The organism is Pseudomonas sp. NPDC098747 (genome assembly GCF_044760045.1).
Classification (GTDB): domain Bacteria; phylum Pseudomonadota; class Gammaproteobacteria; order Pseudomonadales; family Pseudomonadaceae; genus Aquipseudomonas.
This window is the reverse complement of sequence record NZ_JBIWAL010000033.1, coordinates 1-23,462: the sequence shown is the minus strand read 5'-3', so window position 1 is coordinate 23,462 and position 23,462 is coordinate 1. Positions and strand designations below refer to the sequence as shown.

Below are 23,462 nucleotides of genomic sequence, written 5' to 3'. Positions count from 1 at the left end.
GCACAACCAAAGAATAGATTGTCGATTAAGTTGTATACAATCGGCATGGCTGTTGCATTGTTTCGGCCACTTATTCTTTGGGGGTGCTCCATGCACTTATGGCGACGCAGTATTCAATGGCAACTGATTCTCAGCATGGGCACCGCCCTGCTGGTCAGTATCCTGATCGTGGTTGGCATATATACCCTGGTGGTCAACCGCCTCGCCCAGAGCTATCTGGTCGAACAAGCACTGCCGTCGAGCATTGAAGCGACGCGCAACGATATCGAACGCATCCTCATTCAGCCGCTGACCGCCGCGAAAGACATCGCCAGCAATTCGATGGTGCGCGACTGGTTGGCCGCCGGTGAAGACAGCAGCAAAACGGCGGCCTTCGCGCAGTATCTGGAAGGCATCCGCGCCGAACACAAGGCTTTCACCGCTTTGATCATCGGCGCCGAATCCCATCACTACATCAGCGAAAAAGGTTTGGATCGCACCCTCAGTCGTGCCAAGCCGGCCGATGCCTGGTTCTATTCCTTCCTCGACAGCGATCAGCCGCGCACCCTCAATATCGACAACGACGTGGCGACGGGAGAGTTGGCGTTGTTTATCGATTTGAAGGTCGAGCAGGCCGGCAAAGTCGTCGGTGTGGCGGGGCTTGGGCTAAGCATGAAAGAGCTGTCGGAGCTGATCCACAACTTCAGCTTCGGTGAGCGCGGCAAGGTCTATCTCGTGCGTTCTGACGGTTTGATTCAGGTCCATCCTGAGGCGCAGTTCAGCGGTAAGCGCACCTTGAGCGAGCAAATCGGCGCCGGCGCGGCGCAGGCGGTGTTAGGCCAGAAAGTTGCCAGCAACAGTACCTTTCAACGCGACGGCGAGGATTTCCTCGCTTTCAGCCTGCCTCTGCGCGATCTCGGCTGGACCTTGGTGGCCGAAGTGCCGCAATCGCAGATCTACGCTGAAGCCCGTCGAGCGATGTGGATGAGCGGCGGAATCGGTCTGGCAGTGGCGCTGGTGTGTCTGGCGTTGGTGGTGTGGCTGGCTCAAGGGCTGGTGCGGCCAATTCGTCAGGTAACAGCCGCGCTGGTAGCAATCGGTAGCGGTGGGGGAGATTTGACCCATCGGTTAGATTCTGGTCGCGCCGATGAGCTGGGTGACCTGGCTCGGGGCTTCAACCGTTTCCTCGACAGTCAGCGCGAAATGATTGGCGAAGTGCTGACCACCAGCGAGCGCCTGCGAACGGCGGTAGGGCAAGTGGCGAAAGTGGTGGAGAACACCGCCGAGCGTTCCGGCCGCCAGCAGGAAATGACCGACATGGTCGCGACGGCTGTCCACGAAATGGGCCTGACCGTGCAGGAAATCGCGCAGAACGCCGGCAACGCTGCGCTCGCTTCGCAAAACGCGCGGGATGAAGCGATGCAGGCGCGCGAGGTGGTGGGTGGCTCGATTCGCCATATAGAAAGCATGTCCGATGAAATCGGTTTGGCTGCCGGTGCGGTGGGTGAATTGGCGCAGCAAGTGGCGTCGATCGACTCGGTACTGGCGGTGATTCGCGGGGTTTCCGAACAAACCAACCTGTTGGCGCTCAACGCCGCCATCGAAGCGGCGCGTGCTGGGGACATGGGCCGTGGCTTTGCGGTGGTGGCAGACGAAGTTCGTACGTTGGCGCGGCGTACACAGGCGTCGACAGACGAGATTCAACTGATGATTGGCAGCCTCAAACAGGGCGCGGAAAATGCTGTGTCATCGATGCGCACCGGGCAAGCTGCGACGGGTACTGGGGTCGAGTCGAGCCAGCGTACCGGGGCATCGCTGACGGCGATCACCGGGCAGGTCGAGCGCATCAGCGACATGAACCATCAGGTGGCGACCGCGACCGAAGAACAGTCGGCGGTGACCGAAGAGATCAATCGCAACGTGCAGGGGATTTCCGATCTGGCCCGGGCGACAGCGGGGGAGGTTCGGGCGTGTCGTGAGGATTGTCAGATGTTGCAGCGTCTTGCGGATGATCTGGCGCGGCAGATGGGTGGGTTCAAGTTGAGCTGAGTGTTGAACCTGAAAAGCCCCTCACCCTAACCCTCTCCCGGGGGGAGAGGGGACTGACCGAGGGATGCTTGCGAGGTACGCCGACCTGAAAGTGCTTCATCGAATCCAAAATCGACATGACCTGAAAGTGCGGAGTCGAATCCATAATCGACTCGGTTTTTCAGGTCGATGTATGGCGAAAGACAACTCGGTCGACCCCCTCTCCCTCCGGGAGAGGGCTGGGGTGAGGGTGAGCCTTTAAAACCACTCATCCCGCATGCTCAGACACGTATCATCCCGCGCCTCCAGCAACGCCAACTCATGGTGACAACCCGGCACTTCCCACGTCAGGAAATACCGCGCCGCCTGCAACTTGCCCTTATAGAAATCGGCATCCGCCGCATTGCCCTTGGTCAACCCTTCCTCGGCACAAATGGCCTGCTCCAGCCAGCGCCAGCCAATCACCGTGTGCCCGAACACCTTCAGATACAGCGCCGAATTCGCCAGGCTGCTATTGACTTTGCCCTGCGCCAGATCGGTCAGCAAACCGATGGTCACCACTTGCAGGCGCGCCACCAGTTTTTCCAGCGGCTCACGCAGTGCGGTCAACGATTCGTAGGCAACAGCGCGTTCGGCGGTGTCGGCGATCAGGCGCACCAGTTGCTTCAAGCCTGCTCCACCGTTCTGCGCCAGTTTGCGCCCGAGCAAATCCAGCGACTGAATGCCGTGTGTGCCTTCGTGGATCGGGTTCAAACGGTTGTCGCGGTAATACTGCTCAACCGGGTATTCACGGGTGTAACCGTGGCCGCCGAGAATCTGGATCGCCAGTTCGTTGGCCTTGAGGCAGAACTCCGACGGCCAGGATTTGACGATCGGTGTCAGCAAATCCAGCAGCTCATGGGCGTGTTTGCGCTCGGCTTCGGTTTCCAGCGTGGTGGTGTCATCGAACAATCGGGCCGCGTACAGCCCGAGGTCAAACGCCCCTTCGACGTAGGACTTTTGCGTCAGCAGCATGCGTCTGACGTCGGCGTGCTGAATGATCGCCACGGGTGCGGTGGTCGGATCCTTGCTGTCCGGCACCCGACCCTGCGGACGTTCGCGAGCGTATTCCAGTGAGTACAGGTAACCGGCGTAACCGAGCATCACCGCGCCCATGCCGACGCCGATCCGCGCCTCGTTCATCATCTGGAACATGTAGCTCAAGCCGCGATGCGCTTCGCCCACCAGATAACCGACACATTCACCGTTATCGCCGAAGTTCAGCGCGGTAGACGTCGTGCCGCGCCAGCCCATCTTGTGGAACAACCCGGCCAGCAGCACGTCGTTACGCTGGCCGAGGCTGCCGTCATCGTTGACCAGAAATTTCGGCACGATGAACAGCGAAATGCCTTTCACTCCCGGCGGCGCGTCCGGCAGCTTGGCCAGCACCATGTGCACGATGTTTTCCGAGAGCGGATGATCGCCGCCGGAAATAAAGATTTTGTTGCCCTTGAGGCGATAGGTGCCGTCAGACGCCGGCTCTGCACGAGTACGAATATCCGACAGCGAAGAACCGGCGTGCGGCTCGGTCAAGGCCATGGTGCCGAAGAAGCGGCCGTCGATCATCGGTTGCAGGAAGCGCTGTTTCTGCTCGTCAGTGCCGAAGCTTTCGATCAGGTTGGCCGCGCCCATGGTCAGGAACGGGTACGAAGTCGAAGCCGCATTGGCTGACTGGAAATGTGCGAAGCAGGCTTGCGACAGCAGCGTAGGAAGTTGCATGCCGCCGGCTTCGAAACTGCGCGCGGCGTTGAGGAATCCGGCTTCGAGGAAAGCATCCACCGCCGGTTTCACTTCGGGAATCAGAATCGCCTGCCCGTCCTCGTAGCGCGGCTCGTTCTCGTCGCCCTTGCGGTTGTGCGGCGCGAAGTATTTCTCGGCGATGCTGCGGGCGGTGCCAATGGCGGCGTCGAAAGTCTCGCGGTTGTGCTCGGCGAAGCGCTCACGCCGGGTCAGGCCCTCGGCATCAAGGACTTCATACAGCTCGAAAGCCAGATTGCGGGAACTGAGCAGCGTCTCGGACATGGCGGCCTACCTGAAATTGGGGTTGGGCCGAGTTTAAGGCGGGAGAATGGAAGCTGGATAGGATGATTGATAGCAGTGATATTGGCGCCGAGCGACGGCTTAACAATCACCACAAAACACTGTGGGAGCGAGCTTGCTCGCGAAGAGGCCGACACATTCAACATTCACGTTGACTGGCAAACCGCTTTCGCGAGCAAGCTCGCTCCCACAGGGATTGTTGCTATGCCGGACACCGTTGCAGGTGCCCGGTTTATCGGGTTTAACCGATGGTCATCAAACTCGCATTACCACCCGCTGCAGCGGTGTTAACGCTCAACGCCCGCTCAATCACCAGACGCTCCAGGGCAATGTTGGTCTCGCCCTGGGACAAGCCCTGAACCCCAACGATCGCACCTGCACGCTTGGCAATCTGCTGGCAAACGCCGCGCAACTGGTCGGAATGGCCGTGGTGCAGAACGGCATCGAACACTACGTCGTCCTTGTTCCAGTCAGCGATCAGTTTGATTCGCGCCTGAATGTCCTTCGGCAGACGTGCGAACAATGCCTTGCTGATGTCGGACTCCGGCCATACCGCCGAACCACCTACCGCCAGCACTGCCGCCAGTTGCGTCAGCAGATCGCCTTCAACGTCGGCCAGGCACAACACGTGTTCGCGCGGCAGGATCGCGTAGCTGTTCTTCTCACCGGTCGGGCCGGCCAGCACGCGGGTAATACCGCTTTGCGATTGCGCGGCGTACTGCACGCACAGGGTGCTCAGGTCAGCGAATTTGTTGCTGTCGGCCCAGGTTTTCAGGGCAGTCAACGGCTTGCTCATGGCGTCACGCAGGCGAACGTCCGGGGCTACGGCAGCATCACCGCGAGCGAAGGATTGTTCGATAGCATCGGTAGGACGCGTCGACAGCAAGCGATACAGGTACAGCGGGCCACCGGCTTTCGGGCCAGTACCCGACAGGCCTTCGCCGCCGAACGGCTGCACGCCGACCACGGCACCGACGATGTTGCGGTTGACGTAGACGTTACCGGCGTTGACGTTGTCGATCACCTTGGCGATGGTCTCGTCGATACGGGTGTGCACGCCCAGCGTCAGGCCATAACCGGAAGCGTTGATCTGGCCGATCAACTGGTCGATCTCTTTGCGCTTGTAGCGAACCACGTGCAGCACCGGGCCGAAGATCTCGCGTTGCAGCTCGTCGAAGCTTTCCAGTTCGATCAGGGTCGGCATGACGAAGGTGCCGCGTTTGACTTCTTCGGTGTCGGCGATGGCCACCTGGTACACGTTGCGACCTTTATCGCGCATGCCCTGGATGTGCTTGTCGATACCGGCCTTGGCTTCGGCGTCGATCACCGGGCCAATGTCCACGGACAGACGCTCAGGGTTACCGAGACGGGACTCCGCCATGGCACCTTTAAGCATTTCGATGACGCGATCAGCGGAATCTTCCTGCAAGCACAATACACGCAGGGCCGAACAACGCTGACCGGCGCTGTCGAACGCCGAGGACACTACGTCGATCACGACTTGTTCGGTCAGAGCCGACGAGTCGACGATCATTGCGTTTTGGCCACCGGTTTCGGCGATCAGCGGAATCGGACGGCCCTGGCTGTCGAGGCGACCAGCGATGTTGCGTTGCAGCAGACGTGCGACTTCGGTCGAACCCGTGAACATCGCGCCTTTGACGCGATCATCACCGACCAGGCCAGCGCCGACGGTTTCACCGCGACCCGGCAGCAGTTGCAGCACGCCTTCCGGAATCCCGGCTTCGAGCAGCAAGCGTACGGCTTGAGCAGCAACCAGCGGCGTCTGTTCGGCCGGTTTGGCCAGTACCGGGTTACCGGCAGCCAGTGCGGCAGCGACTTGACCGCTGAAGATTGCCAGCGGGAAGTTCCACGGGCTGATGCACACCACTGGACCCAGTGGGCGGTGGGCGTCGTTGCTGAAATCGTTGCGTGCCTGCACTGCGTAATAACGCAGGAAGTCGACGGCTTCGCGGACTTCGGCGATGGCGTTGGCGAACGTCTTGCCGGCTTCGCGAGCCAGCAGGCCCATCAGCGGCTGGATCTCGCCTTCCATCAAATCAGCAGCACGTTCCAGAATCGCGGCACGTTCGGCGGGCGGGGTGGCCTGCCAGATCGGCGCAGCGTTCAGGGCGCATTGAATAGCGTTGTCGACGTCTTCAACCGTAGCTTCCTGCACGTAACCCACCACATCGCGGTGATCCGCCGGGTTAAGCACGGGTGCTGGGGTTTCGGTGCTGGAAGCGCAACCGAGCATCGGCGCGGCTTTCCAGTCCGTGTGCGCGGTAGCCAGCAAAGCGCAGGACAACGACGCCAAACGGTGTTCGTTGGCCATGTCGATGCCGCTGGAGTTGGCGCGCTCGGAACCATAAAGGTCACGCGGCAGCGGGATACGCGGGTGCGGCAGGCCGAAGCCACCTTCCACGGTCGCCATCTGCTCGATGCTGGCCACTGGATCGGCCACCAACGCCTGAATCGTGATCGACTGATCGGCGATCTGGTTGACGAACGAGGTGTTGGCACCGTTTTCCAGCAGGCGACGCACCAGATAAGCCAGCAGCGTTTCGTGAGTGCCGACCGGAGCGTACACGCGGCACGGACGGTTCAGCTTGCCTTCGGATACTTTGCCTACAACCTGCTCGTAGAGCGGTTCGCCCATGCCGTGCAGGCACTGGAATTCGTACTGGCCCGGGTAATAGTTCTGACCGGCAATGTGGTAAATGGCCGACAGGGTGTGGGCGTTGTGCGTGGCGAACTGCGGGTAGATGACTTCCGGCACCGACAGCAATTTGCGTGCGCAAGCGATGTAGGAAACGTCGGTGTACACCTTGCGGGTGTAGACCGGATAGCCTTCCAGGCCTTCGACCTGGGCGCGCTTGATTTCGCTGTCCCAGTACGCGCCTTTTACCAAGCGGATCATCAGGCGATGACGGCTGCGACGAGCCAGGTCAATCACGTAGTCGATCACGTACGGGCAGCGCTTCTGGTAAGCCTGGATGACGAAACCGATGCCGTTCCAGCCAGTCAGTTGCGGTTCGAAGCACAGGCGCTCGAGCAGATCCAGCGACAGTTCGAGACGGTCAGCTTCTTCGGCGTCGATGTTCAGGCCGATGTCGTATTGCTTGGCCAGCAGGGTCAGCGACAGCAGGCGCGGATACAGCTCGTCCATCACGCGCTCGTACTGCGCACGGCTGTAACGCGGGTGCAGTGCCGACAGCTTGATCGAGATGCCCGGGCCTTCATAAATCCCACGACCGTGGGAGGCTTTGCCGATCGAGTGGATCGCTTGTTCGTACGACGCCAGGTATTTTTGCGCGTCGTGTTCGGTCAGCGCTGCTTCACCGAGCATGTCGTACGAATAGCGGAAGCCCTTGGCTTCGAACTTGCTCGCGTTGGCCAGGGCTTCAGCGATGGTCTCGCCGGTGACGAACTGCTCGCCCATCAGGCGCATGGCCATGTCGACGCCCTTGCGGATCATCGGCTCGCCGCTCTTGCCGATGATGCGGCTCAGCGACGAAGTCAGGCCGGTTTCATTGTGCGTGGATACCAGTTTGCCGGTCAGCAGCAGACCCCAAGTGGCGGCGTTGACGAACAGCGACGGGCTGTTGCCCAAGTGCGGGTGCCAGTTGCCGGTACTGATTTTGTCGCGGATCAGGGCATCACGAGTGCCCTTGTCCGGGATACGCAGCAGCGCTTCGGCCAGGCACATCAGCGCCACGCCTTCCTGAGACGACAGGGAAAATTCCTGCAGCAGACCCTGAACAATGCCTGCACGACCACCGGCACTTTTCTGGTTACGCAGTTTTTCTGCGATGGATGCGGCGAGTTTGTTGGTGGCTTCGGCCATGGCAGCCGGGAGGCGAGCCTGCTCGATCAGCATCGGCACCACTTCCGGCTCTGGGCGACGGTAGGCAGCGGTGATCGAAGCGCGCAGTACAGACTGCGGCAGAATGCTTTCAGCGAATTCAAGGAAGCACTGATGGGCGTGATCGTTGTGGACTTCGCCCGAGTCATCGGTGTCCTTGGCGGTCAAACCGTTCAGCTCGGTCAGGGTTGCACCACCCTCGAGTTTTTCCAGGTAATTGAAAATTGCCTGCTTGATCAGCCAGTGCGGCGTGCGATCAATCGAGGTTGCGGCAGCCTTCAGGCGCTCGCGGGTCGGGTCATCGAGTTTGACCCCAAGGGTGGTGGTAGCCATATTTTTATCCTCATGGTTGCCACAGTTGCGTGGCATCAGCTGGCCGCAAGATTAGCCGTGCGCTGAAAGAGGTGCAACCGGGTGCAACCCTTTTTTTGTCGGAATAATAGGCAGCTCGTCAGGAATTATTTTCTGGAACCAAAGTGCTGCTCCTGCTTGGTGCTTTTGCTTCTAGCCAAGGGCCATTACTGCTACAAAAGGGAGCAAAAACGGGGTGGTCGTCGATAAATCCGACTGGGTGCAACTTATTCTCGCGAAACTGGTTGCACCTTATTTGATTTGTTGCATAGCATTCGCGCCCAAGGTGCAACCGGAATTCCCGATGTACCCGGCTGATGGCTTTCCTGGGGAAACATCAGTCCTAAATGCGCGGGATCCCGGATCGTCTGCCAAACGTCGTCGTTTGCGAGCGGTTCACCACCGCCGCTACATAAAAACAAAGCCAGGGCGTAACTCAATGAGCGTAAGTAATCCAACCTTGATCACATTTGTGATCTACATCGCAGCAATGGTGCTGATCGGTCTCATGGCCTATCGCTCCACCAACAACCTTTCTGACTATATTCTGGGTGGCCGAAGCCTGGGCAGCGTCGTGACCGCACTGTCTGCTGGTGCTTCCGACATGAGTGGCTGGTTGTTGATGGGCCTGCCGGGCGCCATCTACATGTCTGGTCTGTCCGAAAGCTGGATCGCCATCGGTCTGGTCGTCGGGGCCTACCTCAACTGGCTGTTCGTCGCCGGCCGTCTGCGTGTGCAGACCGAGCACAACGGTGATGCGCTGACCCTGCCGGACTACTTCGCCAGCCGTTTCGAAGATAAAAGCGGCCTGCTGAGGATCATTTCGGCGGTTGTGATTCTGGTGTTCTTCACCATTTACTGCGCTTCCGGCATCGTCGCCGGTGCCCGTCTGTTCGAAAGCACTTTCGGCATGACCTACGAGACTGCGCTGTGGGCCGGTGCTGCGGCGACGATTGCCTACACCTTTATCGGCGGTTTCCTGGCCGTGAGCTGGACCGATACCGTACAAGCCACCCTGATGATTTTCGCGCTGATTCTGACGCCGGTCATCGTGCTGCTGGCCACCGGCGGCGTCGACACCACGTTCCTGGCGATCGAAGCACAGGATCCAAGCAACTTCGACATGCTTAAAGGCACAACCTTTATCGGCATCATTTCGCTGATGGGCTGGGGTCTGGGCTACTTCGGCCAGCCGCATATCCTCGCGCGCTTCATGGCCGCTGATTCGGTGAAATCGATTGCCAAGGCGCGTCGCATCTCCATGACCTGGATGATCCTGTGCCTGGCCGGCACCGTGGCTGTAGGTTTCTTCGGTATCGCTTACTTCTCGGCGCACCCGGAAGTTGCAGGTCCCGTGACTGAAAACCCTGAGCGCGTGTTCATCGAACTGGCCAAGATCCTGTTCAACCCATGGGTTGCCGGTGTCTTGCTGTCGGCCATTCTGGCGGCGGTCATGAGCACCCTGAGCTGCCAGTTGCTGGTGTGCTCGAGTGCCCTGACTGAAGATTTCTACAAAACCTTCCTGCGCAAAACCGCCTCCCAGGTTGAGTTGGTCTGGGTCGGTCGCGTCATGGTGCTGCTGGTCGCGCTGATCGCTATCGCCCTGGCTTCCAACCCGGAAAACCGCGTACTCGGTCTGGTCAGCTACGCGTGGGCTGGTTTCGGCGCGGCCTTCGGCCCGGTTGTGTTGATCTCAGTCATCTGGAAACAAATGACCCGTGACGGCGCACTGGCCGGCATCTTGGTCGGCGCGATCACCGTTGTGGTCTGGAAGCATTTCGAACTGCTGGGTCTGTACGAAATCATCCCGGGCTTCATCTTCGCCAGCCTGGCAATCTACTTCGTCAGCAAGATGGGCCAGCCGAGCGCCGGTATGGTTCAGCGTTTCGACGCGGCGGAAAAAGATTACAACATGAACAAGTGATTGTTCCGAGCTGAGGCTCACCAAAAGCGGCCCGTCTCTTGAGCAGAGGCGGGCCGTTTTTTGTGCCTGCGATTTCTCAAGAACACTGGAGAACCTTGTGGGAGCTGGATTGCCAGCGATGGCGGTATGTCAGTCACTGCATCTGTTGAGTTTGCTGGCCCCATCGCTGGCAAGCCAGCTCCCACAAGGTTCAGCGCAGGGCTCGAAGGATATGTCTGTAGTCGGATGCGGCAATTTCTGAAGGGGTTTTCGACCGTTCAAGTAGGGGGAATCTGATTTTTCCGTCACCTACCCAACACCCCTTGCCCCTCATGCAGAATCGCCCGCCCTTCATTCTGCAGAGAGACATCGGATGTTCGCGCCTGCCAATCAACCGCGTTTCACGTTGACCCTCGAAGGCGCCCCGCATGACCTCAAGGTCCTTGAGTTCACGGGCAAGGAAGCCATAAGCCAACCCTTTCGTTTCGAACTTGAGCTGGTCAGTGAACGGCCGGATCTGGACCTTGAAAGCCTGCTGCACCGTCAGGCATTTCTGAATTTTGCTGCGGGTGGTTCCGGTATTCACGGTCAGATCTATCAGGTCGGACAGGGCGATTCCGGAAAACGTCTTACTCGTTATCACCTAAGCCTTGTCCCGCGTCTGACATACCTCGGGCATCGCATCAATCAGCGGATATTCCAGCACCAGAGCGCGCCGCAGATTATTGCGCAGATCCTCAAGGACCACGCGATCCTGCGCGATGCCTTCGAGTTTCGCCTCGGCAGCGAATACCCGATGCGTGAATATTGCGTGCAATACGCCGAGAGCGACCTGGCGTTCATCCAACGTCTGTGTGCTGAAGTCGGTATTCACTTCCATTTTCAGCACAGTCCCGAAGGACACTTGTTGGTGTTTGGTGATGATCAAACGGTGTTCCCGCGGCTGGCCGAGCCGACCCTTTATCTGCCGGGCAGCGGCATGGCAGGCGGGGCGCCGGCGATCCAACGTTTCAACGTTCGCGTGGAAACCCGAACCAGCGTGGTCACGCGCCGTGACTACAACTTCGAGAAGCCGCGTTTGCAACTGCAGAGCCGCATCGACGGCGAACAGCGACCGGTGCTGGAGGATTACAACTTTCCCGGCCAATTCAACGACCGTGAAACTGGCAAGCATCTCGCCCAGCGCGCACTTGAACGCCATATCGCCGATTACCGTCAGGCCGAAGGCATCAGCGATGAATCCGCATTGGTTTGTGGACATTTCCTGCAACTCACGGAGCACCCGCGTCAGGAATGGAATGATCTTTGGCTGCTCACTGGCATCGAGCACCATGGCCGGCAGCCGCAAGTGCTGGAGGAGTCGGTGACCAGTGATGGGGATGAATTCCGCGGTTACCGTAATACCTTTCTCGCGACGCCGTGGGACGTGTTCTTCCGCTCGGCTTTGGGGCCGGAAAAACCACGCATGCTCGGCTATCAACCGGCCGTCGTCACCGGGCCACAGGACAGCGAAATCCACTGTGACGAGTTCGGTCGGGTCAAGGTGCAACTGGCCTGGGATCGTGACGGCGAACTCAACGAACACGCCAGTTGCTGGCTGCGAGTCGCCACCGGTTGGGCTCACGATCGTTACGGCAGTGTGTTGATTCCAAGGGTCGGCATGGAAGTGCTGGTCGGCTTCATCGATGCCGACGCCGATAAACCGCTGGTGATGGGTTGCCTGCCCAACGCCGCGACCCCCGTACCGCTGGACCTGCCGGCGGACAAGACCCGCAGCATCTTCCGTAGCCAGAGCAGCCCCGGTGGTGGCGGCTACAACGAACTGCGCATCGAAGACAAAAAAGGCGCCGAGGAAATCTACCTGCGCGCCCAGCGCAACTGGACTCAGCATGTATTGAATGATCAACAAGTGCAGGTCGACAACCAGCGCAGCATCGTCGTCACCGGCATCGCCAAGCATGAGTTGAAGGCTGACGAACAACGCATCACCCACGGCCAACGTCAGACCGAAGTCAGGCAGGACGATCATCTGACGGTTGTTGGCGATCGGCATATCCGCGTGAGCAATCAGGCGACCAGCGCCAGTGCGCAGTTCCACGTCAGCGCCGGTCAACAAGTGGTGATCGACGGCGGTGCGAGCGCGACGATTCAGGCGGGTGGGCAGTGGATCAACATTGGCCCCGGCGGAATATTCAGCAGCGTGCCAATTGTGGTGGGGGGCGCGCCGATGGCTGCGATGAGTGCGGCGCCGAGTGTGCCGGGGTTGCCAGAGAAACTGGCGGCGGCGCCAGCGGCCATTCTCACCGCAGCGCAAATAATGAGTTTCAAAGGTGACGCACCATTCTGTGAAGAGTGTGAGCGTTGCAAGGAGGGTGTTTGTGCAGCTTGAATTTCTTGAGCCTCGTGCATGGCTGTCGCGTGAGCCGCTGAAATCGTCGGAGCATTTGTTCGCGATCTTCAGCCGTGCCAGTAATGCCAAGCCGCCGTTGCAGGTGGCGCCGAGCCCGATTTGGGCGGACACGATCTACGCCGAGTGGGACGCGGTTATGCCCTTCGTGGGAGTTGTCGCGGCGGACAGTGAGTTTCTGGATTGGGTGGCGACTACCGAATCTCGCGACTGGGGTTGGTTGGCGGTGTCTTCGGCGAGTCTTGAAGGGGTGGTCGAGCATTTTCGCAGCCTGACGCAAGTGTTGATGCCGGACGGGAAAGCAGTGTTTTTCCGGTTTTGGGATGGACGGTTTTTGTTGCCGATTTTGCAGTCTGAAGAAGTGGATTCGGCGCAGTTGTTGCCGGTGATCGCGCGCGGACTCATCAACGGTCAGACTATTGATATCGGCGGCAGGGCTCAGGTTTCGGGGCAGGTGTTCCCTTGGTGGAAAGTGCCTGATTTGGTATTGGCTGCAAGTGGTGATGAGGTTCAGGTCAGCAATGCTGTGCAGTGGCTGAGCGAGGAACATCCGGCGTTGTACGAGGCATTTCCCGAGGCTGTTTTGCGTTGCAAGGTCAGGCAGTTTTTTCGGGTTGCGACGTCGGAAGAATCGTCGCAATCGGCGTTGTTGGAGTTTTTGCTGGCAGACTCGGAGTGACATTTCCGGGCGAAGGCCTCGGACGTTTCCTTCGGGTTGCGGCACTGTGACTCAATCAGAGATATACGCATCCTGAGTCTTGATAAAACGGTCGAAAGCCTCTGAGTTGTAGACCTCCAGGCACGCATGAAAGACTACTTTTTTGTCCGAATGCTTGCTGCTCGAGGGGGGCTGTTCATAGGCGGCGAACATGTAATTTATGGTTTCCCTGTAGGGGTCGTGCAGGGTGTGCAGCGTGTCTTCATTTTGCAGGATTGTGTGCATGCCTTTACCCATGAATGAGTAGGCGCCGGCAGACAATGCGATGTCTTTTTCCAGTGCTGATTCTTCGTTAAATGGCTTCAGGATGCAGTGGCTCAAGCCGTAGTTCTTGAGTGTTTGGCGAGCTTGTTCAGTATGTTTTTCGTCGCTCACGGCTTGAGATGAAATGACCAGGGCCAGTGAGGAAGTGATGAGATAGCGCATGGATTTTCGACGTCCTGTCGGTGATTTTGAACAAGTGTAACTTCATTCATCAGAGCCCCTCACCCTAACCCTCTCCCAGAGGGAGAGGGGACTGACCGAGGTGTTTGGGTGATGTTCGCCGACTTGCGACTTCTGCGGCGATCTTAGATTGGCCAGGCTTGAGATTATGTTGCTCTTTCAGGTCGATGTACTTCGAGAGATCACCACCGTCAGTCCCCTCTCCCTCCGGGAGAGGGATAGGGTGAGGGAAAGGCTTTTGCCCGCTCGGCTGCGAACCCCTGACTTGCCGCCCGGTAAAAGGTAAACTTCGCGGCCTTCGCAGGAGCAATCATGAATTATCGTCACGCCTTCCATGCCGGCAATCACGCCGATGTGTTCAAACACCTGACCTTGACCCGCCTCATCGCCCTGATGTCGCGCAAGGAGCAGCCGTTTGCCTATCTCGACAGCCACGCCGGCATTGGCCTGTACGACTTGCAGGGCGATCAGGCCAACCGTACCGGCGAGTACCTGGAAGGCATCGCGCGCTTGTGGGATCAGCCGGACCTGCCGGCGCTGACCGCCGACTACATGCAGGTGCTGCATGAGATGAACCCGGACGGCCAGTTGCGCTACTACCCGGGTTCGCCGGAGCTGGCGCGACGTCTGACCCGGCCGCAGGATCGGATTATGCTCAACGAAAAGCACCCTGAAGACGGCGTGCTGCTCAAAGACAACATGGCCGGCGATCGTCGGGTGAAAGTGCATCTGGGCGAGGGCTGGCATGTCGCACGGGCGATGTTGCCAGTGCAGGAGAAGCGCGCGGTGATGTTGATTGATCCGCCGTTCGAGCAGCTCGATGAAATGCAGCGTTGTGCGGCGTCGATGAAAGAGGCCATTGGCCGGATGCGCCAGACTGTGACAGCGATCTGGTACCCGGTGAAGGATCAGCGTGCGTTGCGCCGTTTCTATCAGGACCTGGCGGGCACTGGTGCGCCGAAGTTGTTGCGCGTTGAGTTGCTGGTGCATCCGCTGGATACGCCGAACAGCCTGAACGGCTCAGGGATGGCGATTGCCAATCCGCCGTGGGGGCTGGAGGAAGAATTGCGTGAGCTGCTGCCGTGGCTGTCCAAGAAATTGGGCCAGACTCAGGGTGGGTGGCAGATGGATTGGTTGATTGCCGAAAGTTGATCGGTAACTTCAGTGGCGTTTGATCGGACGCCATCGCGGGCAAGCCCGCTCCCACAGGGTAATGCGCAATTTTGGAATCGGCGCTGAACCTGTGGGAGCGGGCTTGCCCGCGATGCTTTTAAGGCTTAGTTCCCCGCCAGGCTTGGTGGCATGCACACACCGGTGCCGCCAATCCCGCAGTAGCCTTCCGGATTTTTCGCCAGATACTGCTGGTGATAAGTTTCGGCGAAGTACACGGTCGGTGCCTGTTCGATCTCGGTGCTGATTTCACCCAGGCCTGCCTTCGACAGTTCCGCCTGATAGGTCGCTTTGCTCTCCAGCGCGGCGTCCAGTTGCTCTGGTGAGGTCGCGTAGATCACCGAGCGGTACTGAGTGCCGATGTCGTTACCCTGACGCATGCCCTGAGTCGGGTTGTGCAGTTCCCAGAACATCGCCAGCAGTTCTTCGTAGCTTACTTGCGCCTTGTCATACACCACCAGCACCACTTCGGCGTGGCCGGTCAGGCCCGAGCAGACTTCTTCGTAGGTCGGGTTCGGCGTGAAACCGCCGGCGTAACCGACCACGGTGCTGACCACGCCTTCGCGCTGCCAGAAGCGACGTTCCGCCCCCCAGAAGCAGCCAAGACCGAAGATCGCGAAATCGACGTCCTGGAAAAACGGGCCGAGCAGCGGGGTTTCTTCGAAGACGAAGTGCTTTTCAGGCAGGGTCATCGCGGTTTCGCGGCCGGGCAGAGCTTGTTCTTTGGTCGGGAGCACGTTTTTGTTCACCAGAATTTCCGAGCGCAGAACCATGATCGTTCCTCTCAGTCAGGATGGGATGTAAAAAGTAGACCGCCAGTGTGCCCAATGATGCCCGATTTCGCACTATTCAAATGTGGGAGCGAGCTTGCTCGCGAAGGCGGCGGGTCAGTTAAGGAAGATGTTGGATGGCACGCCGCTTTCGCGAGCAAGCTCGCTCCCACAGGGGGGGGCGGGAGGTTACAGGCAGAGCGGACCGCGCGGATAGCGCTTGAGAGCCTGGATCAGTTCGGCGCCGGGGATCGGCCGGTCGAACAGATAGCCTTGACCCACATCGCAACGATGGCGACGCAGGAATGCCAGTTGCTCGGCAGTCTCGATCCCTTCGGCTACGACTTTGAGTTTCAGGTTGTGGGCCATGGCGATCACCGCGGAGGTGATTTCCATGTCGTCCTGATTGTCGGGGATTTCGTGGATGAAGCTACGATCAATCTTGATGACGTCGATCGGGAATTTTTTCAGGTAGCTGAGCGACGAATACCCGGTGCCAAAGTCGTCCATGGCCAGGGTCAGGCCCAGACGCTTGAGTTGATCAAGTTGCAAGTGCGTGTCTTCGGTGGCTTCCAGCAGCAGGCCTTCGGTCAGTTCCAGCTCCAGCAGATTGGCCGGCAGCGCTTCTTCCTTGAGGATGTTAGCAATGGAGGCGACCAGATCAGGATCGGAGAACTGCTTGGGCGAGAGGTTGATCGCCACTTGCAGATTGCCCAGCCCGGCGGCGGTCAGCGCTTTGCTCATGCGGCAGGCCTGACGGGCGATCCATTTGCCGATCGGAATGATCAGGCCGGTTTCTTCGGCGACGCTGATGAACTGATCCGGACGAATCATGCCGCGCTCCGGATGATTCCAGCGCAACAGCGCTTCCATGCCCAGCAGGCGACCGCTGCGCAGGCAGAGCTTGGGCTGATAGAACACGTCCAGCTCGTTCTGGGTCAGGGCGCGACGCAAGTTGTTCTCGACAAACAGCTTGTAGCTGGCCTCGGCGTTCAGCGCTTCGGTGAAGACTTGTACCTGATGTTTGCCGTTGGCCTTGGCCTTGTGCAGGGCTAAACCTGCGTTACGCATCAGGGTTTGCGGGTCGCGGCCGTGCAGGGGCGCGCAGGCAAGGCCCACCGAGCCGGTGACGCTGATCAGCTGGTTGTCGACGAACATCGGCTTGTCGAGTGTCATCAGCAACTGACTAGCGATCTGCTGGCCAACTTGAAGGTCGGTGTTGTCGAGCAGCACGGCGAATTCGTTACTGGCGAACCGGGCGAGGCTGCCGCTCGGGCTCAGGCTATTACGCAGACGCCGCGCCAGACTGATCAGCAGTTTGTCGCCGGTCTGGTGGCCGAGGCTGTCGTTGATCCGCTTGAAGTTGTCGATATCCACCAGCAGCAGGCTGATCGGGGTATCGCTGTCGCGGGCGAAGCGTTCGTCGAGGTTGCGGATAAACGCCGGCCGGTTACCGAGGTTGGTCAGGTTGTCGGTGTACGCCAGACGCTCGATGCGCTGCTGCGCCAACTTGGTCTGGGTGATGTCTTCGTAGATGCCGATGTAATGGGTCAGCTCACGGTTGTCGCCGTAAACCTTGGAGATCGACAACTGGCCCCAGTACGGTTCGAGGTTTTTTCGGCGGCTCTTGAATTCGCCTTGCCAGCTGTTGCTCTTGGCCAGCGCCGAGGGCGCGTCGAACAGCAGCTCGCTGAGGTTTTCCAGGGCCGGCAGCTCCGACAGGCGCTGACCGTGGACTTCCTCGGTGGTGTACTGGGTAATCGCGGTGAAGCTCGGGTTGACGTACTCGACCACGCCGTCGCAGTTGACCAACAAAAAGGCGTTGGCGCTTTGCTCGACCGCACGCTGGAACAGGTGCAGGGCGCTGGTGGCGGTGCGCCGGTTGTGGTTGTTGATGACTTGGGCGAACTGGTCGGCCAGTTCCCCGGCAAAGGCGATTTCATCGGACTGCCACGCGCGGGTGGCACCGGTCTGCTCCAGGCACAGTACGCCGACCACTTGGCCGTCGACGCGGATGCTGGCGTCGAGCATGGCGTTGACGTCGCGCGGGCGCAGCGCTTCGGCCATCTCGCGGGTGCGCGGGTCACGCATTGCATTGTGTGCGTCGATGGCGCGGCTGCTGTGCAGGGCGTCCATGTAATCAGGGAAGCTGCTGATGTCGATCGCGTCCGGGAGAATGTATTCCTGAGTCGCGCGGTGGTAAGCCGAGATCGGCAGCAGTTGCTGGCCTTCGAGATTCCACAGGCTGGCGCAGTCGATTTCATAGATATCGCAGGCGCAGCGGGTGATCAGTTCGGCGGCTTCTTGCAGCGAGTTGTGCGTGCTGTAGCGCTGGCGGGCGAGCAGCAGAATCAGCTCCTGCTGGGCGCGCACCCGCTCCAGATGCTGCAGTTGTTCCTGCTGGGCACGCTGGTTGAGTTCGAGGGCGATCTGCAGGCGCGAATTCTGCGTTTCGAGATCGACTGAAGGCAGCAGCGGCGGTTCGTCGAAGACGTTATCGACCGCCAGCAGGTAGCCGCGCAGCAAGTGACGATTGTGCTGCTTATAGGCTTCGCCGAGTTCCAGGATGGACAGCGCGCCGGCAGGGGTGTGCAACGTATAGCGCACCAGATAATGCGGGCTGGTACTGAGTTGCTGCTGGATCGTGTCATGCAGTTGATAACGCGCTTCCGGCTCCATCAGGCTGGCGTAGGGCGAGCCGACCAGCGCACACAGCTCAACGGCCGGCTGACCGAATTGACGCTCGCAATTGGGATCAAGAAAAAGCATCGCCCAGCTGGCTTCATTCAAGCGCTCGAAACGCAGCATGCCGAGCCGCGAGGGCACCGGCAATTGCGTCACTACCTCGGCCACCATACGGCTGGCGGCATCGGGTTGGCTCTTCATGGAGGGAAACTCGCTTGGAAATATGCTGAACGCGCCGGGCTCTCGCCCTCTTTACTGTTGCCTGCGGCAAGGTTGCATCATTGCGGCACTGACTGACAAGAGTGATGAAGGCCAAGTGCTATAAGAATGTGTCGGCTGCGCCGGGCATTTCTCCAGTGCCTGTCAGAAAAGAACGACAGATCGCAGCCTCCGACAGGTCCTACAGGCGAATTTGACCTTTGTAGGAGCTGCCGAAGGCTGCGATCTATTAATGTCTTAACGCAGTTTTATCGCGATCGATTGCAGCTTCTTGCCATCTCGATCATGGTAATTGACCAGAATCTGATCAGCCTCGACCACCATATGGGCAAAGTTGTCCTCGCTGACCACCGTGCCGGTCAGCTCATGCCGATAGTCGCCTGCTGCCGTACGCACCAGCGGTTGGTCGAGTATGAAAGTGGAGGCCTTGGCGTACGGGAGCAGTTTGCTGTTGCATAGTGGCGAGGACACGATGGTGTGGACTTCGAAGTCCGGGTCTTCGCTGTGGGTCAGGCGCGAAGTCAGTGAGCCGTGCACGTCGCCCGAGACGAACACTACATTGTTGATTCGCCGGGTGCGTATGGTTTCCAGAAGGCGCAGGCGCTGTTCCGGGAAGGCTTTCCACGCGTCGTCGCCAAGTTGTTTTCGATCCGGGTAGAACATCACGCTGGTCACCACGAACTTCACCCGCGCGGGACTGTTGATCAGCCATTTGAGTAACGCTTGTTCCTGAGCTTCATCGAGGATGCGTCGATCAGCGGCCGCCAAGTTGCGTCGCGTGCGGCTGTCGGTTACGAACCATTCGATATCACCGTCGCTGAATTGATACCAGTAATGCTCAAGTACGGAGCGATCAATCTGACCGTTAGTTGTCAGCGGATGTACCGGGCTGTGACTGGCTTGATACAACTCATAGGCGGCCATGGCGTTGCGATATAGCGCGCCATCGGACTTGCCGGCATTGGCCGGCCAGTTATCTTCGATTTCATGGTCGTCGAGAATCATGTAAGTCGAAGTGCCGGACATCAAGCGCTTTATATTGGGTTGTGAGAAGGCTGCGCGGTATTTGCTGAGTATGTCCTGGTATTCGCGATCAGGTGCGATCAGGTTCATGTCGTCGGCGTAAATTTGATCACCGGTCATTAGCGTGGCACTGATCGGCGGTTGTGCGCCCTCAATCAATTGGTTGATGGAGGCGAAGATACGGTCGCCCAACTGGGGCAGTGAAGCAATGCCGGCGGTCATGCGCAAGTAGCGACAGGAGCCGACAATATAGGCCCGTGCGTGCGTGGCTTTGCTGGAGCGGGTGCGCAGACGGTGGATCTCCCGAGGCCATTGCAGAGGCAGTTCTGCCACCGAGTCCTCGGTATGAACAGGATTCATCGGGCTGAACCATCCGGCCTGATATTCATATTCCGTATCGCTGCTCAAGTTGTTAATTGCGAAAACTTCCGACATGTCTCGAAGATTGCTCAGTTTGACGAAAATGCCGTTAGACCATTGTTGTGTGCCGGAGATGCGATAACGTACGCCGCCAAATACGATAGCGTTTTTTTGTCGGTCGCCGCGGATAAATATGCGTGCATGGTTAGTTGTAACGTGGCCGATGATCGGGCCGATAGTTGGTTTTAACATATCGAATCCATTCGAATGAGTCGTTGAATAAGTTTCAGTGGGTATCAAGTTTGTTTAATAAACTTGCTGTGCCAAGGTTAGTTGTATGTTGAATAAATAAGTCGGCGCAAAGTTGACTTGTGTCGTGGCCGATGTCAGCGCAATTTGTAGGAAAAATACAAAGCCCGATTTATTTCAGGCAAAAAAAGCCCCGCCAATTGGCGGGGTTGAGGTACGAGCGTGTGGCGCTCGAAAACGTGGAGCACAAGTGGCCCTCCGTCGCCGGAGGACCGCTCGGATTACAGCAGGATAGTGCGGATGTCCGCCAGCAGGCTGCCCAGACGCTGGGTGAAGCGTGCGGCAGCGGCGCCGTTGATCACGCGGTGATCGTAGGACAGCGACAGCGGCAGCATCAGTTTCGGCTGGAAGGCTTTGCCGTCCCAGACTGGCTGAATGGTTGCCTTGGAAACACCGAGGATCGCCACTTCCGGCGCGTTGACGATCGGCGTGAAGCCGGTGCCGCCAATGTGGCCGAGGCTGGAAATGGTGAAGCAGGCGCCTTGCATGTCGTCAGCGGTGAGCTTCTTGTCGCGGGCTTTGGCGGCCAGCGCAGCGGCTTCAGCAGCAAGTTGCAACAGGCTCTTCTGGTCGACGTTCTTGATGACCGGTACCAGCAGGCCATCCGGGGTGTCGACGGCGAAGCCGATGTTCACGTATTTCTTGCGGATGATCGCTTTGCCGCTTGGTGCCAGCGAACTGTTGAAGTCCGGCAGCTCCTTGAGCATGTGCGCGCACGACTTGAGCAGCAGCGGCAGGATGGTCAGCTTGACGCCGGCCTTCTCTGCAACGGCTTTCTGCGCAACACGGAACGCTTCCAGCTCGGTGATATCAGCCGAATCGAACTGAGTCACGTGCGGAATGTTCAGCCAGCTGCGGTGCAGGCTCGACGCGCCGATTTGCATCAGGCGAGTCATCGGCACTTCTTCGGTTCCGCCGAAACGGCTGAAGTCGACAACCGGAATCGGCGGGATGCCCGCACCACCGGTAGCGCCAGCAGCAGCGGCCGGTGCTTCTTTGGCCTTCTGCATCATCGCTTTGACGTAAACCTGCACGTCTTCTTTCAGGATGCGACCGTGTGGACCGCTGGCGCCGACCGCGTTCAGCTCAACGCCGAACTCGCGAGCCAGTTGACGCACGGCGGGGCCGGCGTGAACTTTCGCGCCCGGCTTGGCCGGGGCGGCGACAGGTGCGGCGGCAGCAGGTGCAGCGGCAGCCGGAGCAGCAGCGGCAGGTGCCGGAGCACTTGCAGCGGCAGCAGGAGCCGGGGCAGCAGCAGGCGCCGCGCCTTTGACTTTCAGCTTGAGGATCAGGTCGCCAGTGCCGACTTCGTCATCCAGCTTGATCGAAACGCTTTCCACCACGCCAGCGGCAGGCGATGGGATTTCCATGCTCGCCTTGTCGGATTCCAAGGTGATCAGCGATTGATCAGCTTCGACAGTGTCGCCAGCCTTGACCAGCACTTCGATGATCTTGGCTTTGCCGGCCGAACCGATGTCCGGGACGTGGATGTCCTGAACGCTGTCAGCCACCGGTGCAGCTGGCGCGGCTGCCGGAGCAGGCGCAGCAGCAGCGGCTGGCGCAGCAGCCTGAGCCGGAGCGGCCGCAGCAGGGGCCGCAGCACCCGCCACTTCCAGATCCAGAATCAGGTCGCCGGTGCCGACTTCGTCGTTGAGCTTGACGCTGATGGCCTTGACCACGCCAGCGGCAGGCGACGGGATTTCCATGCTCGCCTTGTCGGATTCCAGGGTGATCAGCGATTGATCAGCTGCGACGGTGTCGCCGACCTTGACCTGGATCTCAATGATCTGCGCCTTGCCCGACGAACCGATGTCCGGCACGTGCACTTGCTGAACCGAAGCGGCAGCAGGTGCAGCGGCTGGCGCGGCAGCAGCAGGAGCCGGTTTGGCTTCAGCTTTTGCAGCTGGAGCAGCGGCAGCCGCAGGGGCCGCTTCAGCGGCGCCCTCGACTTCCAGCTCAAGCAGTTCGTCGCCTTCTTTCAGTCGGTCGCCCAGCTTCACTTTCAGGCTCTTGATGACGCCGGCTTTCGGGGCTGGCACTTCCATGCTGGCCTTGTCCGATTCCAGGGTCAGGATGCTCTGGTCGGCTTCGATACGGTCGCCGACCTTCACAAACAGTTCAATTACTTCACCTTCACCGCTGCCGATGTCAGGTACGCGAATGAGTTCGCTCACAAAATGTCTCCTCAGCAGTCCAGTGGGTTGCGTTTTTCCGGGTCGATGCCGAACCGGGTGATGGCTTCAGCCACAACCTTGGGTTCGATATCACCACGGTCAGCCAGTGCTTCCAGGGCTGCCAACACCACGAAATGACGGTCGACTTCGAAGAAATGACGCAGTTTCTTGCGGCTGTCGCTGCGGCCGAAACCGTCGGTGCCCAGGACTTTGAATTCCTTGGACGGTACCCACTGACGGATCTGCTCGGCGAACAGCTTCATGTAGTCGGTAGAGGCAATGACCGGACCTTTACGGCCGCTCAGGCACTCTTCAACGTAGCTCTGCTTAGGCTTCTGACCAGGCTTGAGACGATTGCTGCGCTCTACAGCCAGGCCGTCGCGACGCAGTTCGTTGAAGCTGGTGACGCTCCACACGTCGGCGCCGACGTTGAACTCTTCACGCAGAATCTTCGCCGCTTCACGCACTTCGCGCAGGATGGTGCCGGAGCCCATCAGCTGTACGTGGTGTGCCGCTTCGCGGGTGTCTTCTTCGAGCAGGTACATGCCCTTGATGATGCCTTCCTCAACACCGGCCGGCATGGCGGGTTGCTGGTAAGACTCGTTCATCACGGTGATGTAGTAGAAAACGTCCTGCTGCTCTTCGGTCATCTTCTTCATGCCGTCCTGAATGATCACCGTCAGCTCGTAGCCGTAGGTTGGATCAAAGGTGCGGCAGTTCGGGATGGTCGCGGCCAGGATGTGGCTGTGTCCGTCTTCGTGTTGCAGGCCTTCGCCGTTCAGCGTGGTCCGGCCGGCGGTACCGCCGATCAGGAAGCCACGGGTACGGCTGTCGCCTGCTGCCCACGCCAGGTCACCAATGCGCTGGAAACCGAACATCGAGTAGAAGATGTAGAACGGCAGCATCGGCTGGTTGTGGCTGGAGTACGAAGTACCGGCAGCGATGAAGGAGCTCATGGCGCCCGCTTCGTTGATGCCTTCT

13 protein-coding genes and 1 pseudogene are annotated in these 23,462 nt (G+C 59.3%); 6 read left to right on the top strand and 8 right to left on the bottom strand.

Annotated features, from left to right (window positions below):
- Positions 1 to 45 precede the first annotated feature (45 nt).
- Positions 46 to 1,164 (top strand): annotated as a pseudogene (locus ACIQVE_RS19275) (cache domain-containing protein); the annotation flags it as partial.
- A gap of 18 nt (positions 1,165 to 1,182) precedes the next feature.
- Positions 1,183 to 2,028 (top strand): methyl-accepting chemotaxis protein, encoded by an 846-nt coding sequence (locus tag ACIQVE_RS19270; protein ID WP_402811086.1) that lies wholly within the window; start codon positions 1,183 to 1,185, stop codon positions 2,026 to 2,028.
- Positions 2,029 to 2,265: 237 nt separating this feature from the next.
- Here ACIQVE_RS19270 and ACIQVE_RS19265 read toward each other — a convergent pair whose 3' ends face one another.
- Positions 2,266 to 4,068 carry an acyl-CoA dehydrogenase gene (locus ACIQVE_RS19265; RefSeq protein ID WP_402811019.1) on the bottom strand — a complete coding sequence of 601 codons (1,803 nt, stop codon included), beginning with the start codon at positions 4,066 to 4,068 and terminating at the stop codon, positions 2,266 to 2,268.
- 259 nt (positions 4,069 to 4,327) lie between these two features.
- Positions 4,328 to 8,281, bottom strand: coding sequence for a trifunctional transcriptional regulator/proline dehydrogenase/L-glutamate gamma-semialdehyde dehydrogenase (gene putA, locus ACIQVE_RS19260; protein WP_402811017.1), 3,954 nt, complete (start codon positions 8,279 to 8,281; stop codon positions 4,328 to 4,330).
- Positions 8,282 to 8,738: 457 nt separating this feature from the next.
- Here putA and putP point away from each other — a divergent pair, with 457 nt between their 5' ends.
- From putP to ACIQVE_RS19245, 3 genes are all read left to right on the top strand, one after another.
- Positions 8,739 to 10,223, top strand: coding sequence for a sodium/proline symporter PutP (gene putP, locus ACIQVE_RS19255; protein WP_402811015.1), 1,485 nt, complete (start codon positions 8,739 to 8,741; stop codon positions 10,221 to 10,223).
- 352 nt (positions 10,224 to 10,575) lie between these two features.
- Positions 10,576 to 12,591, top strand: coding sequence for a type VI secretion system tip protein VgrG (locus ACIQVE_RS19250; RefSeq protein ID WP_402811013.1), 2,016 nt, complete (start codon positions 10,576 to 10,578; stop codon positions 12,589 to 12,591).
- Positions 12,581 to 13,288, top strand: coding sequence for a DUF4123 domain-containing protein (locus ACIQVE_RS19245; protein ID WP_402811012.1), 708 nt, complete (start codon positions 12,581 to 12,583; stop codon positions 13,286 to 13,288). Before ACIQVE_RS19250 ends, ACIQVE_RS19245 begins: the two co-directional genes overlap by 11 nt.
- A 51-nt stretch (positions 13,289 to 13,339) precedes the next feature.
- On the opposite strand, the gene ACIQVE_RS19240 is transcribed toward ACIQVE_RS19245, so the two are convergent.
- On the bottom strand, positions 13,340 to 13,753 hold the full coding sequence (locus ACIQVE_RS19240) for a hypothetical protein (protein ID WP_402811010.1): 414 nt from the start codon (positions 13,751 to 13,753) through the stop codon (positions 13,340 to 13,342).
- 330 nt (positions 13,754 to 14,083) lie between these two features.
- Here ACIQVE_RS19240 and ACIQVE_RS19235 point away from each other — a divergent pair, with 330 nt between their 5' ends.
- A complete protein-coding gene (locus ACIQVE_RS19235) occupies positions 14,084 to 14,923 on the top strand; it encodes a 23S rRNA (adenine(2030)-N(6))-methyltransferase RlmJ (protein WP_402811008.1) in 840 nt (279 codons plus the stop codon).
- Positions 14,924 to 15,048: 125 nt separating this feature from the next.
- Here the strand turns inward: ACIQVE_RS19235 and msrA are convergent, their stop codons facing one another.
- The 5 genes from msrA to ACIQVE_RS19210 all read right to left on the bottom strand — a co-directional run.
- Positions 15,049 to 15,714: a peptide-methionine (S)-S-oxide reductase MsrA gene (gene msrA, locus ACIQVE_RS19230; RefSeq protein WP_150593983.1), complete on the bottom strand. Its 666-nt coding sequence runs from the start codon at positions 15,712 to 15,714 to the stop codon at positions 15,049 to 15,051.
- A 186-nt stretch (positions 15,715 to 15,900) separates the two neighbouring features.
- Complete coding sequence (locus tag ACIQVE_RS19225; RefSeq protein ID WP_402811006.1) at positions 15,901 to 18,597, bottom strand: EAL domain-containing protein; 2,697 nt, start codon at positions 18,595 to 18,597, stop codon at positions 15,901 to 15,903.
- Positions 18,598 to 18,852: 255 nt separating this feature from the next.
- A complete protein-coding gene (locus ACIQVE_RS19220; protein WP_402811004.1) occupies positions 18,853 to 20,250 on the bottom strand; it encodes an alkaline phosphatase D family protein in 1,398 nt (465 codons plus the stop codon).
- Between the two features lie 278 nt (positions 20,251 to 20,528).
- Positions 20,529 to 22,481, bottom strand: coding sequence for a dihydrolipoyllysine-residue acetyltransferase (gene aceF / locus ACIQVE_RS19215; protein WP_402811002.1), 1,953 nt, complete (start codon positions 22,479 to 22,481; stop codon positions 20,529 to 20,531).
- An 11-nt stretch (positions 22,482 to 22,492) separates the two neighbouring features.
- Positions 22,493 to 23,462 (bottom strand): transketolase-like TK C-terminal-containing protein (locus ACIQVE_RS19210; RefSeq protein ID WP_402811001.1); only part of this gene is annotated, 970 nt, incomplete at its 5' end.